Below are 15889 nucleotides of genomic sequence, written 5' to 3' on the forward strand. Positions count from 1 at the left end.
GCGAGCCGTACAGTCGATCCATGAGGCCATGCACTCGTCTGCTGCCGACATGTGTGTTGGCGCTGACCGTGCTGCTCGGCGGACTGTTAACGGGGTGTTCGTTCGACAACGCCGACCGGTACGCCGACGAGTACGCCGGGTTCGCACGATCCCTGCCCGACGTCGAGGGCGCCACAGTCTCCGGGCATAACGCGGTCCTGTCGGACGGCACGGTGAATTCGCTGGTCACTCTGCGCGGCGGACTGTCGGACGCTCAGGTCGCGGCCGTCGCCGAACAGTTGGTCTCGCACCCGCCCGAGCGCAGCGTCGAACGGCACGATGTCGTGCTGCGGTTCTCGGCGACGAACGGTTCCGGCGGCGAGGCGTCGGTCTCCCTACATCTGGAACCGGTCTCCGGGACGAGCCAGAGCGAGCCGGAACTCGTCGAACGGGTCGCCGCGGTTCGGGCGTTAGCCGCCGACTCCTCCGGCCTGACCGATCTCACCGACTTCGGGACCTCGATCCACGTCGACACGACTGGAGACGTGTTCGCGACCGCGTCCCTGCTGGACAAGTACGCCCGCACTGTCCCGACGCGGCCGCGTCAGCTCGTCTCCGCGCAGAAGAACGGGAACGTGTCGTGGGATCGAGGCGACGATCTCGCCGCTCTCCAGGGAATGTCCGACGTGCTGGCGGCGATACCGGCGGCCTGGGCTCCGGTGTTCTGGCGGGCCGATGCACAGCAGCCGGTCGACGAACCGCGATTCACGATCGTCATGCCGAAGCAGACCCCCGACAACGTGTTCCGTCGGGTGCGGAACCGTGCGCTGGAGGTCGTCGTCCCGGTCGATCTGAGTCGCGCGGCGTGATCAGCGCGCAGGCGCGTACTCGCCCTGCAGTTCGCGGAAACGAGTCATCGCATCGATGGCACGTTCAGCGTCGCGCGCCTGTACCGCGAGCACCGGGATGTGCTCGTCGTACGGGAGCAGGAGGTGGGCAGACCACCCCTTCTCCGGGTATTCGAGACCTTGGACGTCGTCCCATTCCCACAGACGCTCACCGACGAGATTGCGGACGCCGACGCCGGCGGGGCCGACACGCAGACGCGCCCGGGTCGGCATCAGGCACACTCCCGCGACGACGAAACCGACGGCGATGAGACCGATCTTGTCCGACCAGCCGACACCGACCCCTGTGTAGGAGATGTCCAGGAGTAGCCCGAACGTCAAGTGGATCGCGATGACGACGCCCGCCGCCCAGAACGCGACGCGCCGGATCCAACGCGGCGTGTACACCAGGTCCCACTGGTCGGCGGGCGTCGAATCGGGGTTCACGCCAACTTCCGGAGCGTCAACGCCGACGCGATCGCGGCGGTCATCGCCTGTGCGCCTTTGTCTTCGTCCGACTCGGGCAGTCCAGCCCGGTCGAGCGCCTGCTGTTCGGTCAGAGTGGTGAGGACGCCGTTGCCGACCGGCGTCGACTCGTCCAGCGACACACGGGTCAGTCCGGCGGTCACCGCGTCGCACACGTACTCGAAGTGTGGAGTTCCTCCCTTGATGACTACTCCCAACGCGACGACGACGTCGTGGGTGCGGGCGAGCGCCTGCACGATCACCGGCAGTTCGATCGCTCCGGCAACCCGCACCACGGTCGGATCGGTGACTCCCGCGCGTCCTGCGGCGCGCACCGCGCCGTCGAGGAGGGCTGTGCAGATCGTCTCGTGCCACTGCGACGCCGCGATCGCGACCGTCAAGCCGGTCGCGTCGTCGAGGTCGAGGGTCGGTTCTCCGCTGCCGCTCATGCGCCTTCCCCGTTCTCCTGAATTGCCCGACCCTGGATGGCCGGGGTGTCGAAGTCATCGAGTCCGTCGAGCAGATGGCCCATCCGGTCACGTTTGGTCTTCAAGTATCGAAGGTTCTCGGCGTTGGCGCGCAACGGCATCGGGACGCGGTCGACGATCTGCAGACCGTATCCGTCGAGCCCGACTCGCTTCGCCGGGTTGTTCGTGAGCAGACGCATGGACCGCACACCGAGGTCGACGAGGATCTGCGCGCCGAGACCGTAGTCGCGGGCGTCGGCGGGCAGGCCGAGCTCGAGGTTGGCGTCGACGGTGTCCGCTCCCGCATCCTGCAACTGGTACGCCTGCAGCTTGTGCATGAGACCGATGCCGCGCCCTTCGTGGCCGCGCATGTACAGGACGATGCCGCGACCTTCGGCGGCGACCATCTCCAGAGCGGCGTCGAGTTGCGGGCCGCAGTCGCACCGCAGCGACCCGAACACGTCGCCGGTCAGACACTCCGAGTGGACGCGGACGAGGACGTCCTCGCCGGTGCCGTCGTCGCCGGTGATGTCGCCCATCACGAGGGCGACGTGCTCGGCTTCGTCGTACGGACTGGAGTAACCGACGGCGCGGAACGTGCCGTGGGTGGTCGGGATGCGGGCGTCGGCGACGCGTTCGACGTGCTTCTCGTTGCGGCGGCGCCACGAGATGAGGTCGGCGATCGAGATCATGGCGAGATCGTGCTCATCGGCGAAGACGCGCAGCTCGTCGGTCTGCGCCATCGAACCGTCCTCCTTCTGCGACACGATCTCGCAGATGGCGCCTGCGGGTCGGAGCCCGGCGAGCTTGGCCAGGTCGACGGCGGCCTCGGTATGTCCGGGGCGACGCAGGACTCCGCCCTCTTTCGCGCGCAGCGGCACCACGTGGCCGGGACGGGTCAGCTCCTGTGCCGTCGCGGCAGGGTCGGCGAGCAGACGCATCGTCGTCGCGCGGTCGGCCGCACTGATACCGGTGGTGACGCCGTCGCGGGCATCGACGGTCACCGTGTACGCGGTGCCGTGCTTGTCCTGGTTCTGCGAGAACATCGGCGGCAGGCCGAGACGGTCGCAGTCGTCCCCTTCCAACGGCACGCACAGGTACCCGGAGGTGTAGCGGACCATGAACGCGACCAGCTCGGGTGTCGCCTTCTCGGCGGCGAAGATCAGGTCGCCTTCGTTCTCGCGGTCCTCGTCGTCGACGACGACGACGGCTTTGCCCGCCGCGATGTCGGCGATCGCCCGCTCCACCGAGTCCAACACGGCACGATTCTCATTCTTCTCGCTCATCAGCGCTGTCCTCCGTCCGTGCCGGCGCTCTGCAGGCGCTCGACGTACTTCGCGATCACATCGACTTCCAGGTTCACGTGGACGCCGGTCGTCACTGTCCCGAGCGTGGTCTCGGCGAGTGTCGTCGGTATCAACGACACTTCGAGCCAATCGCCGTATTCCGCGTCGGCGCCGATGCTCGAGACCGTCAAGGAGATACCGTCCACGGTGATCGATCCCTTCTCGACCACGTATCTGGCGAGATCGGCGGGCACCGCGACACGTACCACGGTCCAGTTCTCGCTCGGCGACACCGAGACCACCGAGCCGACTCCGTCGACGTGGCCTTGCACGATGTGTCCGCCGAATCGGCCGTCTGCGGCCATCGCTCGTTCCAGATTGACCGGCGCTCCTGCGGACAGGGCGTCCAACGAGCTGCGTTTCAAGGTCTCGGCCATCACGTCGACGACGAAGTCCGCGTCGCCGAGTTCGACGACGGTCAGACACACGCCGTTCACCGCGATCGAGTCGCCAAAGGACGCGTCGCTGGTGACGAGGGGTCCGCGAATGCGGAAACGTGCGGCTTCTTCAAGGTCTTCGCGGCCGACGATCTCGCCGCGTTCCTCAACGATTCCGGTGAACACCGTCTCTCCTTTTGCACGCGAGCGCTCGGGACAGACAGGTCGCGGCACCGTGCCGCACTGCCGTTCTCTCGTATCCGGACTATGACCGTCGGCTCCGGAATCACACCGGAATCTGCTGTCCCCGCACACGAGGTGCGAGCGCTCGCGGGCTCGACCCGTTGCCGGGCATCACCGCCGGTGGGGACTTTCACCCCGCCCCGAGAACTACCTTTCGAAGGTAGCACGCTGGCGGCACGACGTGTCGCGCGCACCAGTTCCGGCCTGCGGTGTTAGATAGATTCACGCCGGGCCAAAACGCCGAGCCCGCCCGACAAGACTGCGAGGCCACCGCCCCCATGCCTAAAAATGAGTTCGGGCCTAAAAATGAGTTCGGGCCTAAAAATGAGTTCGGGCCTAAGCATCAGTTCGGGCCTACTGACGGTCTCGGGTCGGCCAGCACCGCAGGCCGCGCGCCGCGTCGACGTGCCGCCGCGAACGGCCGGAAGCCGAGTCGCGAGGTCTTGGCGTTCGTCAAGCGGTACTGGATCGCGATAATTCTCGTCATTCTCGTGATCGTTTTCATCCTCACGAACACGAACAGCGCCGATCTGACACTCGGCTGGGTGACCGTCAGTTCGCCGTTGTGGCTGACGTTGACGGTCACGGTCCTCGTCGGTTTCGTGGTCGGTTGGTTCGTCGGGCGTCGCCAGCAGGACTGACTGGTCCGGTCTGGTCCCGCACTCAGTTCTGGTCCGGTCTGGTCCCGCACTCAGTTCTGGTCCCGCATGAGGGTCACCAACAGATCGTCCGCGAGTTCGGTCACCGACTCGCGGCGGAAACGATGCGCCTGCGCCAGCGTCGTCACCGACGTGTCGGTGACCGCTGCCGCACCGTGGCCGAGGATGGTCGGTGCGAGATACGCGTGCACCTCGTCGGCGAGGTCGGCAGCGAGAAAAGCTCCGACGATCGCGGGTCCGCCTTCGACGATAACCGCGAGCGCATCCGGCAGCATGGCGAGCACCTCGTGGGGGTCGTGACTCCGAACCTGCACGAACGGCGACGTCCCGTCGCGCAGCCGTGCCGTCGCGCCGACCGCGCGCCATCCCATCACGACCCGGGTCGGCTGGTGCGGATACAGCGATCCGTCGGCGCGTCGCGCGGTCAGCGACGGATCGTCGGCGAGCGCGGTCCCGGTCCCGACGATGATCGCGTCGACGGCGGCCCGCTGCGCATGCGCGTGCTCACGCGCGGCGGCCCCGGTGATCCACTGGCTGGTCCCGTCGGCCGCAGCGATCCGACCGTCGACGGTCGCCGCGATCTTCACCGTGACGTACGGGCGCCCGGACTCCTGGCGGCGCAGCCAGCCACGCAGCGGTCCACGACGGACTTCCGTTTCGAGGACGCCACCGGACACCTCGACTCCGGCTGCCCGCAGGGTCTGTGCGCCGCCTGCCGCCGACGGGTTGGGGTCGGCGACACCGTAGTGGACGGCGGCGACGCCGGCATCGATCAATGCGTGCGCGCACGGACCGGTGCGACCGGTGTGGTTGCACGGTTCGAGTGTGACGACCGCGGTGCCGCCGAGCGCGGCGTCTCCCGCCTCCCGCAATGCCATCACCTCCGCGTGCGGCCCGCCCGGCGGCTGGGTGCGCCCGACGCCGACGACCAACCCGTCGGCGTCGAGGATCACCGCGCCGACCGGAGGGTTGGGCGAACTCGCGCCGCGCGCGTCGGCGGAGACGCCGACGGCTTGCCGCATCGCGGTCTCAATCATGCCGGTCAGGCGTTCACGCGGACTGCGGTGGCCTTGCGTCGCAGTTCGGCGACGCGAGCCGCCGGGTCGTCGCCGCCATAAACGGCCGAGCCCGCGACGAAGCAGTCGACGCCGGCTTCGGCCGCCTGCTCGATGGTCGAGTCGGAGATCCCGCCGTCGATTTCGACGAGCAGTTGCAGGGCGCCGCCGTCGATGATCTTGCGGATGGTGCGGACCTTGTCGAGTACTTCGGGCATGAACTTCTGTCCGCCGAAGCCCGGCTCGACACTCATCACCAGGAGGGTGTCGAAGTCGCGGAGGATCTCGAGGTACGGCTCCAGCGCGGTACCCGGCTTGATCGCGAGCCCAGCCTTTCCGCCTGCTGCACGGATGTCTCGCGCGACGCTCGACGGATCGTCGGTCGCTTCCGCGTGGAACGTCACGTTGTGCGCTCCCGCTTCGGCGTACGGCGGAGCCCAACGACCGGGATCGTCGATCATCAGGTGGCAGTCGAGCGGGATGTCCGTCGCTTTGAGCAGGCTCTCGACGACGGGCATGCCGAGGGTCAGGTTCGGGACGAAATGGTTGTCCATCACGTCCACGTGCACCCAGTCGACGCCGGGGTCGACGTCGGACGGGCCGACCGCGGCGATCTCGGCACCGAGAGCGGCGAAATCGGCGGACAGGATGGACGGGGCGATCATCGGAGCCGGGCGGGCGGGATTGCACATGCGGAGCAGTCTACGAGAACGCGGGCCGCCGTCGGGAACTGCGCGACATCCCGGAACCGAGTGGCACCCCAGTACCGCGTGACATCCCAGCACCGTGACATCCCAGCACCGTGGAATCCCAGTGCCGCGGCATCCCGGTCTCGCTACATCACTGTCAGTGTGTGACCGGCTTGCGGAGCACCGCCATGAACATCGCGTCGGTGTCCTGACGGTGCGGCCACAGCTGGACGTGCGGTCCGGAGCCGAGACTCTCGGGTTCGACCGCGTCGCCCGCGACGAGCGGCCGTGCGTCGAGTTGCTCGGCGCCGTCGACCGCGCCGAGGACTGCGGCCACGACGCCGGTCGTCTCGGCCGGATGCGGTGAGCACGTCGAGTACACGACGACGCCGCCCGGTCGGACCAGCCGCATCGCCTCGGTGAGCAGTTGGGTCTGCAGTTCGACGAGTTGGGGGACTTCTTCGGGCGTGCGTCGCCATCGTGCCTCCGGCCGTCGGCGAAGCGATCCGAGGCCGGAGCACGGCGCGTCGACGAGGATCCGGTCGAAGCCGGGCTCCAGGCCGCTGTCGCGACCGTCGGCGATGTGCACGGTGACGGGTAGTCCGTCGACGATGTTCTCGATGAGCTTGGCGCGGTGCTCGGACACTTCGACGGCGTCGAGGCCTGCGCCGTCGAGGTCGGCGAGCGAGCCCAGGAGCGCGGCTTTGCCACCCGGCCCGGCGCACAGGTCCAGCCACCGGCCCGCGTCCTCTCCGACGTCGGCGCGGGTGAGCGCGAGTGCGACGAGTTGACTGCCCTCATCCTGCACCCCGGCGAACCCGTCGCGAACGGCGTCCAGCGATCCCGGGTCGCCTTCGGGCAGGTAGACGCAGTACGGCGACAGCCGTCCCTCCTCGCCGCCGCTGATCAGCGCCAACTCCTCTGCGGTGATCTGCCCGGGGCGCGCTACGAGGTGGACGATCGGTCGTTGGTCGTCGGCGGCGAGTGCGGCCTGCAGTTCGCCGATCGACCCGAGGGACTCGGCGAACACCTCGGCAATCCACCGCGGATGCGCATACGTGACCGCGAGATGACCGACGATGTCGTCGACCATCGACGGTGCGACGACGTCGATCCACATCTGCTCGTCGCGTTGCGACACCTTGCGGAGCACCGCGTTCACGAATCCGGCCTGACCCATGCCGTGTTCGGCGCGGACGAGGTCGACGGACGTCGACACGGCGGCATGCGAGCCGATCCGGGTGCGGAGCAGTTGATACGAGCCGAGACGGAGTACGTCGAGCAGGTCGCCGTCGATCTCGGAGATCGCGCGGCCGGCAGCGGAGGCGATGATCAGGTCGAGCAGACCGGCGGTGCGCGCGGTCCCGTAGGTCAGTTCGGTGGCCAGCGCTTTGTCGCGCCGATCGAGGCCGCGTTCGCGCAGGAGGCGCGGCAACAGCAGGTTCGCGTACGCGTCGTCGCGTCGGACTGCGCGGAGAACGTCGAGGGCGACGCGACGCGCGGGGTCGGTGGCCTTATCCCTGGTCTTGGGGTCCCTGCTCTTGCCGCGTCCAGATCCCCGTCCGCCCTGAACTCCCCGTCCGCCCTGAACTCCCTGTCCGCCCTGTGTCATGCGAGCCGTCCGTTCTCGTCGATTCGTGTGCCGCGCGCCCAGTCGGCCGCGTTCATCGCCTTCTTGCCTGGCGCCTGCACCGTACTGAGTCGGACCGCGCCGGTCCCGGTGCCGACGAACACGGCCTTTTTGGTCACGCCGAGTTGCCCGACGGTGAGCGGTCCGGGGACCGCCGGGTCGTCGTCGGCAGACGTCACCGCACCGAGTTTGAGTCGAGTGTCCCCGAGCGCCGTCCACGCGCCGGGAGCGGGCGTGTGCGCGCGGATCGCGCGATCCACCAGGTGCGACGGCAGATCCCATCGGACGCGTGCGTCGTCGACCGTGATCTTGGCGGCATGGGAGATCCCGTCGACGCCCTGCGGCACCGCGGCGAGTTCGCCCGCCGCGATGCCGTCGACGACGGCCTTGGTCAGCCCGGAGCCGGATTCGGAGAGTCGCCCGAGCAGATCGCCTGCGGTGTCCGTCGGTCGGATCGGCTCGGTCAATGTTCCGTACACGGGACCGGTGTCGAGCCCCGCTTCGAGGGCGAAGACGCTCGCGCCGGTGACCTCGTCGCCGGCGGCTATCGACGCTTGGACCGGCGCCGCGCCACGCCACGCGGGCAGGATCGAGAAATGGAGGTTGATCCAGCCGTGCGGCAGCAGGTCGAGCACGTCCTGCGGGATCAGCCCGCCGTACGCGACCACGACGCCGAGGTCCGGCGCCCACCGGGCCAAGGCCTGCGCCACCTCGGGATCAGACATGCGGCGCGGCGTCAGGACGTCGATGCCCGCCGCATCCGCGACGGATCCAACGTCCGAGCGGACCACGCGTCGTCCGCGGCCCGCGGTGGTGTCGGGACGGGTGATCACTCCTACGACATCGTGGTCGGGCGTATCGATCAGTGCACGCAGCGTCGGCACCGCGACGTCGGGCGTGCCCGCGAAGACCAGTCTCATAATCACCCAATCGTAGGCGGGTCGATCTGGACGCGGATGCCCGCGGTGTCGTCGTGCCGTGCGTGGCGCACGGTCTGCCCCGCGCGTAGTGCATCGGCCAGTTGACGTCCGACGCTGCGCGGGGCACGCAGGAGCAGACGTTCGACGTCGCCGTCGGCGTCCATCCCGGCTGGTCTGCGGGCACCTGCCGGGAGCGGGACCGGGCCGAGGGTCTCCGCACCGGCCGGCAGGTCGAGCATCTCGACGAAGGCGGTGATGGCCGGCCCCGGGCCGTCCACCGAGGCCATCGTGACCGCGGGCGGAAAGCCGAGCTCGTCCCGCTGGGCGAGGTCCGCGGCCGCGAACCCGACGGGGTTCCACGAGATCAACGCCTGCACGGCGGGACCGGCCGCGTCGGCGACGATCACGACGCGGCCGCCGTCGCCTTTGGCACGAACCAGTGATGCCACGCCCATCCACATGCGGATAGCGTCCTCCCCCGCCCGCAGGTCTTCCCGGTCGAGCTGAGCCCAGGTGTCGAGCAGGATCGCCGAGCCGTAACCGTCCGGTGCTCGCGGCGCGGCACCGGGCGTCGCGACGACCACGCGCGGGCCTGCCGGGATCTCGTCGACGATCTTGTCGCCGCCGGAGGTGACCACCGGGACTCCGGGGAATGCCCGCCCCAGTTCTTCGGCGGTCCGCTTGTCGCCGATCATCAACGCGCGCACGGCCTTTCCACCGCAGGCAGGACAGACGAAGCGGAGTTCCGGGCGACCGCACCATCGGCACGACATGTCGCCGCGATCGTTCATCGACAGCGGCCCCCCGCACTGGCGGCATCGCGCGTGGGCGCGGCACCGCGCGCACGCCACGGACGGCAGGTAGCCGCGTCGTGGCACGCTGAACAGCACCGCGGATCCGGCAGCGAGTGACGTGCGGGCCGCGTCGAACGCCGTCGACGGGATGCGCGCCGACCTGGCGAGCGGGTCGCCGCCGAGTCGTCGGTCGTCGTCGGCGACGCCCTCGATTCGCGGGGCAGCGGCGCGGACCGTCTCACGCGGGGCGACGAGGTCGTGCGCCCACCCGGATTCGACGAGCGCCTGAGCCTCGGCGGTACGCGCGTATCCGCCGATGAGCAGCGCCGCGTCCGCCGCGTGTGCTCGGAGTACTGCGACCTCACGGGGATGCGGGTACGGTGTGCGCGGTTCTTGGAGGCTTGAGTCGCCGTCGTCGAACACGACCGTCAATGCGAGGTCGGCGACGGGCGCGAACATCGCGCTGCGGGTGCCGATCACCACACACCCTTGACCGCGCAGCACTGACAGCCACCGTCGATAGCGAGCGGTAGGGCCGAGGCCGGCCGCCAACATCACGCAGCGGTCACCGAGCAGCGGTTCGCACGCGGTGCCGAGCCGATCGAGGTCACGCTGATCCGGGACGACGACGATCGCGCCTTTCCCGGACGCTGCGACGGCGGTCACGAGTTCGGCGATCCGCTGGGCCCAATCGTCGCCGGGAAGTACCTGCCACACCGCGCGAGGATGCCTGCCGTCGACCGTTGCGCGGATGAACGACTCCCCCGCCGTGTACGGCGACCAGCCGACGAGGTCGGGCGCCTGGACGGGCGGCACGGGACCCGCGCAGACCGCTTCCTTCTCGACGCGTGCGTGCCGGGGCGGAACCGCCAGGCGGAGCACGTCGGGAACAGTGCCCGCATAGCGCTGGGCGACGGCCCGGCACACGCCGGCGACATCATCGGTCAGCACGCGTTCGGGTGATACGACGCGATCGAGCCACGCGAGCTGCCCGCCGTGATCGCTCGACTCGCGCCGTTCGAGCAGGAAGCCGTCGACGAGGCGGCCCGAGAAGCGGACGCGAACCCGAACGCCCGGCTGAGCATCGGCATCGGTCTTCTCGTCGACCAGGTAGTCGAACGGCCGATCCAGGTGGGCAAGGCTCAACATCGGGAGCACCCGAGCCACGGGCCGCACCGGTGCGGGCAACCGCCGATTGCGGTCCTTCGTCTCACTCACGCCGTTCTGACCTCACCGCGCCGGTCTCGAACCAGCCTTCGCTGGTCGAGCGGAGTCGAAACCCCTCAGAGCCCAGCGGCCCGACGGAGCTCGTCGACGCGGTCAGTGCGCTCCCACGGCAGATCGATGTCGGTACGGCCGAAGTGCCCGTAGGCGGCAGTCGGGGCGTAAATCGGCTGCAGCAGTTCGAGATCGCGCACGATCGCGCCCGGACGCAGGTCGAAGACCTCCGAGATCGCCTTCTGGATGGTGCCCGCGTCGACTGTCTCGGTGCCGAACGCTTCGACGAACAGGCCGACCGGTGCGGCTTTGCCGATCGCGTACGCGACCTGGACCTCGATGCGTGTGGCCAGACCTGCAGCGACGGCGTTCTTGGCGACCCAGCGCATCGCGTAGGCGGCGCTGCGGTCGACCTTCGACGGGTCCTTGCCGGAGAACGCGCCGCCGCCGTGGCGGGCCATCCCGCCGTAGGTGTCGACGATGATCTTTCGGCCGGTCAGGCCGGCGTCGCCCATCGGCCCGCCGAGCACGAAGCTGCCGGTCGGGTTGACGAGCAGTCGCGGGCTGCTGGTGTCGAGCGCGACGGGCAGCTCGAGTTCGTCGAACACCGGCTGCAGGACGTGGTTGCGGATGTCCGGGGCGAGCATGTTGTCGATGTCGATGTCGGCGGCGTGCTGGGTCGATACGACGACGGTGTCGAGACGGACAGGGGTGTCGCCTGCGTACTCGATCGTCACCTGAGTCTTGCCGTCGGGCCGCAGGTACGGCAGGACGCCGGTCTTGCGGACCTCGGTGAGACGGCGGGAGAGTCGGTGCGCCAACGCGATGGGCAGCGGCATCAGCTCGGGGGTCTCGGCCGTCGCGTACCCGAACATCAGTCCCTGGTCGCCCGCGCCCTGATGGTCCAGGTCATCGCCGCCGCCGCCGGTGCGCTTCTCGTGCGAGTCGGTGAGCCCCTGCGCGATCTCCGGCGACTGTGCGCCGATGGCCACGTTCACGCCGCACGACGCGCCGTCGAAGCCCTTGGTGGACGAGTCGTAGCCGATCTCGAGGATCTTCTCGCGCACAATCGTCGGGATGTCGACGTAGGCGATCGTGTTGACTTCGCCTGCCACATGCACCTGTCCGGTGGTGACCAGCGTCTCGACCGCGACCTTCGCATTGGGGTCGACGGCGAGCAGTGCGTCGAGCACCGCGTCGCTGATCGCGTCGCAAATCTTGTCGGGGTGTCCCTCCGTCACAGATTCGCTGGTGAACAGTCGGGACGCTGAGGCGGTCATCGGTTCCTCTCGGGGTGCTCAATCACAGGGGTCATCCCCTGCTGACTTCAAATCAGAACAAAGCGGTGCTGTGTGCCTAACTATGAGGCACGATGACGGCTACTTCGTCAAGGATTCTGCTCGCCATCAAGGTCTTCGACCCGAACGGAAGGGCTGTCTCGTTGCCGTCGACGGTGAGAATCCAGCCTGCGTTGTCTTCGGTGCCGAATGCTTTGCCGTCGCCGACCGCATTGACAACCAGCAGGTCACAGCCTTTGCGACGGAGCTTGGCTCGACCGTGGTCGAGGACGCCTCCGTCGGCGTCGCCGGTCTCGGCGGCGAAGCCGACGATCACCGTGTCGCGGGCGATGTCGCCCGCACCGCGCGCGCGGACGAGTCCGGCGAGGATGTCGGGATTGGTGTCGAGTCGGATGGGCGCAGGGCCGTCGTCGCCCTTCTTGATTTTCGATCCGGCGACGTCGACGGGGCGGAAGTCCGCGACGGCCGCCGCCATGATGACGACGTCGGCTTCGCGGGCACGCCGGGACATCTCGTGCTCGAGTTCGCGCGCCGATTCGATGTGGACGATGTCCACGGCCGCAGGCTCGCCGGGATCGCTGGTGGCGCCCGCCACGAGCGTCACCTGCGCTCCGCGCTGGGCGGCCGCACGCGCGAGCGCGTACCCCTGCTTACCGGAACTGTGGTTGCCCAGATAGCGGACCGGGTCGAGTGGTTCACGGGTCCCGCCCGCACTCACCAGGATGCGCTGGCCTGCGAGGTCGTATGGAAGCGCTTCGGGCCGGTCGAGGAGGAGCTCGCCGAGCAGTCCGATCTCGCTCGGCTCGGGCATCCGCCCCGCACCGGTGTCCGTGCCCGTGAGTCGACCGCTCGCCGGGGTCATCACCGTGTTTCCGCGGTCGCGGAGGGTCGCGACGTTCGCCGCGGTCGCCGGGTGCTGCCACATCTCGGTGTGCATCGCGGGGACGAACAGTACGGGACAGGTCGCGGTCAACAGTGACGCGGTCAGCAGATCGTCTGCCCGGCCTGCGACGGCGCGAGCCATCAGGTCGGCCGTCGCGGGCGCGATCACCACGAGGTCCGCTCGTCGACCGAGCGCGACGTGCGCCACCTCGTCGACATCGTCGAACACTTCGGTGCTGACGGGGTTACCCGACAGGGCTTCGAACGTCGCCGCTCCGACGAAGTTCAACGCGGACCGCGTCGGGACCACCCGAACATCGTGTCCAGCCTCGGTGAAGTGACGAATCACACTGCACACCTTGTAGGCGGCTATCCCCCCGCCGACCCCGATGAGGACGTGCGACACCGGTCGGCCTACTCGCCTTCGGTGTGCTCGAGCAGATCGGAGTGGATCTCGCGCATCGCGATGGAGAGCGGCTTCTCCTGGACGCCCGGCTCCACGAGGGGGCCGACGTATTCGAGGATGCCCTCGGCGAGCTGGTTGTAGTAGTCGTTGATCTGGCGTGCACGCTTGGCGGCATAGATGACCAGCGCGTACTTCGACGACGTGCGCTCGAGCAGTTCGTCGATCGGCGGGTTCGTGATACCCAGCGGGGTGTCGTACACGGGCTCATCGACGACAGTCTGGTCGATCTCGGTCTGAGTGGTCACTCACATCTCCTGCGCAGTTTGTTCGGCCGACCGCGTTTCCGCCCGCGGCCCGACCAGCAAGTTTAGCAATCTTTCGACGGTTTCGTCGACATCGTCGTTCACCACGACGTGTCCGAACTCGTCTTGCGCCGCCATTTCGACGCGCGCGGTCTCCAGACGACGCTCGATGGCGTCGCTGCTCTCGGTGCCCCGCCCCGTCAGCCGGGAGACGAGTTCGTCCCAGCTCGGCGGCGCCAGGAACACCGTGATCGCCTCGGCGAGATGCTCGCGCACGTTGCGCGCGCCGACGAGGTCGACCTCGATGAGCACCGGACGACCGTCGGCCAGGGCCGCCTCGACGGGCGCCGCGGGCGTCCCGGACCGCTGGAGCCCACCATGGATGTCTGCCCATTCGAGCATGTCGCCCGCGTCGATCATCGCGTCGAACGCATCGCGGGTGACGAAGCGGTAATCACGGCCGTCGACCTCACCGGGGCGCGGATCGCGCGTCGTCGCCGACACACTGAAGTGCAGATCGGGGAGTTCCTCACGGAGGCGGCGGACGACCGTGGACTTCCCGACGGCCGAGGGGCCGACCAGAACTACTAGTCGGCCCCTCGGACGGGTGTTCGTATCGGGCACGCTCAGGAGCTGAACTTCTCGAGCAGTGCCTTGCGCTGACGATCGCCGAGTCCGCGCAGACGGCGGGTCGGAGCGATCTCCAGCTCGGTCATGATCTCCTGCGCCTTGACCTTGCCGACCTTGGGCAGGGCTTCGAGCAGAGCCGAAACCTTCATCTTGCCGAGGATCTCGTCGTTCTCGGCGTCGGCCAGGACCTGCTTGAGGTCCGTGCCGCCACGCTTGAGGCGTTCCTTGAGCTCGGCACGCACGCGGCGGGCTGCAGCCGCCTTCTCGAGCGCAGCAGCGCGCTGCTCGTCAGTCAACTGGGGAAGAGCCACGGTTCCTCCGTCTTTCGTTTCTGCGGGTTCAGTTGGTCCGATCGACGCTATCAACATCGGTCGGTGGTTTCGTCGTGAGGCCCATCAGGACTTCACGTACTTCGGCGATCGTAACGCTCGCCGCCGAGACCAGCACAAACGGTACCCGCTGCCACCGGCACTTCGCACCCTCCACCCCGGGCGCGCCGCAGAAACTCCTCTGGTAGTACCGTGTGCGTCCATGCTCAGCGACCTGCGTACACTCGCCCGCGTTCTGCGAGACGACTATGCTCCCCGGACCGCGACCGAATCGGTGACCGTCAGTGACCGCCCGCACGGACGTCTTCGCAGGTATGGGACCCGCGATCAGTTCGACGCGGCCCGTGAAGCAGGTGCGGTTCCCGTCGTCCTCGTGCCGCCGTTAGCGGTTCCGGCATCGTGTTACGACCTGGCTCCGGGCGTCGATCCGGCGAACTCGGTCGTCGAGTTCCTGTTGTCGGCGGGGACCATTCCGTACGTCGTCGATTTCGGTGACGCGGCGCGCCGACTCGGTTTCGAGGACTACTTCGACGGCTTCGTTCCGCGTGCGATCGCGGACGCGATCGGCGATTTCCGGGCCGGTTCGAATACTGTCGATCTTCTCGGCTGGAGTCTCGGCGGCACGTTGTCGTTGTTGACGGCTGCGCATCGCCGCGATCTTCCGATCCGGTCGATCATCACGGTCGGTACGCCGTTGAACTACTCGAAGATGCCGATGTACGCCGCAGTCCGCTCAGTGCTCGCACCGACCGACGGGAAGCCGATCGACTACGTGTTGAAGGCGCTCGGCGGCATTCCCGCTCCCCTCGTCCAGCTGTCGTATCGTGCGACGGCGTGGCAGCGCGAACTCCGCAAGCCGAAGTACATTCTCGACAATCTCGACGATCACGAGGCTCTGGTCCGCATGCAGGTGATCGACCGTTTTCAGGATGCGATGCCCGGCTACTCGGGGAAGCTGAGCGAGCAAATGCTGGTGAATCTGGTGGTGCGCAACGAGGTCGGTGAAGGTGTACTGCACCTCGGCGGCCACACCGTCGACCTGAGGGCTATCTCGGCGCCGGTGTTCCTCGTCGGTTCGCACCGCGACGCGATCGTCAGTCATGCCGCGGCCCGCTACGGTGAGAAGCTTCTCACCTCGTCGTCGCACGTCGAGTTCCACACTGTCGAATCCAGCCACCTCGGCCTATTGACCGGGGCCGACGCGCAGGCGCACACATGGCCGGCGATCGCAGCGTTCCGCGAGTCCCTGGTGACCTCGCTCGCCTAGTAGTCTCCCTGCACGGTAGTCTCCCTGCACGCTCTGCACGCCAGGG

The 15889-nt window shown here is 68.3% G+C and carries 17 protein-coding genes and 1 riboswitch; of the genes, 3 read left to right on the forward strand and 14 right to left on the reverse strand.

What is annotated here, in order from left to right; genetic code table 11:
* The first annotated feature begins 20 nt into the window (after positions 1-20).
* The gene (locus L5G33_RS05795; RefSeq protein WP_236997223.1) at positions 21-848 is read left to right on the forward strand and encodes a hypothetical protein; all 828 of its coding nucleotides are present in this window, start codon (positions 21-23) and stop codon (positions 846-848) included.
* On the opposite strand, the gene L5G33_RS05800 is transcribed toward L5G33_RS05795, so the two are convergent.
* The 4 genes from L5G33_RS05800 to L5G33_RS05815 are packed head-to-tail and all read right to left on the reverse strand — an operon-like array spanning position 849 to position 3707.
* Positions 849-1313 carry a PH domain-containing protein gene (locus tag L5G33_RS05800; RefSeq protein ID WP_236997224.1) on the reverse strand — a complete coding sequence of 155 codons (465 nt, stop codon included), beginning with the start codon at positions 1311-1313 and terminating at the stop codon, positions 849-851.
* Entirely contained in the window at positions 1310-1780 is a 471-nt protein-coding gene (ribH, locus tag L5G33_RS05805; protein WP_236997225.1) for a 6,7-dimethyl-8-ribityllumazine synthase, read from the reverse strand. Before ribH ends, L5G33_RS05800 begins: the two co-directional genes overlap by 4 nt.
* Complete coding sequence (locus L5G33_RS05810; RefSeq protein WP_265742567.1) at positions 1777-3084, reverse strand: bifunctional 3,4-dihydroxy-2-butanone-4-phosphate synthase/GTP cyclohydrolase II; 1308 nt, start codon at positions 3082-3084, stop codon at positions 1777-1779. Before L5G33_RS05810 ends, ribH begins: the two co-directional genes overlap by 4 nt.
* Positions 3084-3707, reverse strand: a complete 624-nt coding sequence (locus L5G33_RS05815) for a riboflavin synthase (RefSeq protein ID WP_236997226.1) — start codon at positions 3705-3707, stop codon at positions 3084-3086. Before L5G33_RS05815 ends, L5G33_RS05810 begins: the two co-directional genes overlap by 1 nt.
* A 58-nt stretch (positions 3708-3765) precedes the next feature.
* Positions 3766-3916, reverse strand: a riboswitch (FMN riboswitch).
* Between the two features lie 126 nt (positions 3917-4042).
* Between L5G33_RS05815 and L5G33_RS05820 the strand changes: the two genes are divergently transcribed.
* Positions 4043-4405 carry a LapA family protein gene (locus L5G33_RS05820; RefSeq protein ID WP_236997227.1) on the forward strand — a complete coding sequence of 121 codons (363 nt, stop codon included), beginning with the start codon at positions 4043-4045 and terminating at the stop codon, positions 4403-4405.
* Between the two features lie 50 nt (positions 4406-4455).
* Here L5G33_RS05820 and ribD read toward each other — a convergent pair whose 3' ends face one another.
* From ribD to mihF, 10 genes are all read right to left on the reverse strand, one after another.
* On the reverse strand, positions 4456-5460 hold the full coding sequence (gene ribD / locus L5G33_RS05825) for a bifunctional diaminohydroxyphosphoribosylaminopyrimidine deaminase/5-amino-6-(5-phosphoribosylamino)uracil reductase RibD (protein WP_236997228.1): 1005 nt from the start codon (positions 5458-5460) through the stop codon (positions 4456-4458).
* A gap of 5 nt (positions 5461-5465) precedes the next feature.
* On the reverse strand, positions 5466-6170 hold the full coding sequence (gene rpe / locus L5G33_RS05830; protein WP_236997229.1) for a ribulose-phosphate 3-epimerase: 705 nt from the start codon (positions 6168-6170) through the stop codon (positions 5466-5468).
* A 154-nt stretch (positions 6171-6324) separates the two neighbouring features.
* Entirely contained in the window at positions 6325-7779 is a 1455-nt protein-coding gene (locus L5G33_RS05835) for an RsmB/NOP family class I SAM-dependent RNA methyltransferase (RefSeq protein ID WP_236997230.1), read from the reverse strand.
* A complete protein-coding gene (gene fmt / locus L5G33_RS05840) occupies positions 7776-8717 on the reverse strand; it encodes a methionyl-tRNA formyltransferase (RefSeq protein WP_236997231.1) in 942 nt (313 codons plus the stop codon). The genes L5G33_RS05835 and fmt overlap by 4 nt, the downstream gene beginning before the upstream one ends.
* Positions 8718-8719: 2 nt before the next feature.
* Complete coding sequence (locus tag L5G33_RS05845) at positions 8720-10660, reverse strand: primosomal protein N' (protein WP_236997630.1); 1941 nt, start codon at positions 10658-10660, stop codon at positions 8720-8722.
* Between the two features lie 134 nt (positions 10661-10794).
* Positions 10795-12009 (reverse strand): methionine adenosyltransferase, encoded by a 1215-nt coding sequence (gene metK / locus L5G33_RS05850; RefSeq protein WP_236997232.1) that lies wholly within the window; start codon positions 12007-12009, stop codon positions 10795-10797.
* Between the two features lie 76 nt (positions 12010-12085).
* Positions 12086-13315: a bifunctional phosphopantothenoylcysteine decarboxylase/phosphopantothenate--cysteine ligase CoaBC gene (gene coaBC / locus L5G33_RS05855; protein WP_236997233.1), complete on the reverse strand. Its 1230-nt coding sequence runs from the start codon at positions 13313-13315 to the stop codon at positions 12086-12088.
* Between the two features lie 8 nt (positions 13316-13323).
* The gene (gene rpoZ, locus L5G33_RS05860; protein WP_236997234.1) at positions 13324-13620 is read right to left on the reverse strand and encodes a DNA-directed RNA polymerase subunit omega; all 297 of its coding nucleotides are present in this window, start codon (positions 13618-13620) and stop codon (positions 13324-13326) included.
* Complete coding sequence (gmk, locus tag L5G33_RS05865) at positions 13621-14241, reverse strand: guanylate kinase (protein WP_236997235.1); 621 nt, start codon at positions 14239-14241, stop codon at positions 13621-13623.
* 2 nt (positions 14242-14243) lie between these two features.
* Positions 14244-14558 (reverse strand): integration host factor, actinobacterial type, encoded by a 315-nt coding sequence (gene mihF / locus L5G33_RS05870; protein ID WP_132993466.1) that lies wholly within the window; start codon positions 14556-14558, stop codon positions 14244-14246.
* 220 nt (positions 14559-14778) lie between these two features.
* On the opposite strand from mihF, the gene L5G33_RS05875 reads away from it, so the two are divergent.
* A complete protein-coding gene (locus L5G33_RS05875) occupies positions 14779-15843 on the forward strand; it encodes an alpha/beta fold hydrolase (protein WP_236997236.1) in 1065 nt (354 codons plus the stop codon).
* The last annotated feature ends 46 nt before the right edge of the window (positions 15844-15889 follow it).

This window comes from Gordonia liuliyuniae, from assembly GCF_021738805.1.
Lineage (GTDB): Bacteria > Actinomycetota > Actinomycetes > Mycobacteriales > Mycobacteriaceae > Gordonia > Gordonia liuliyuniae.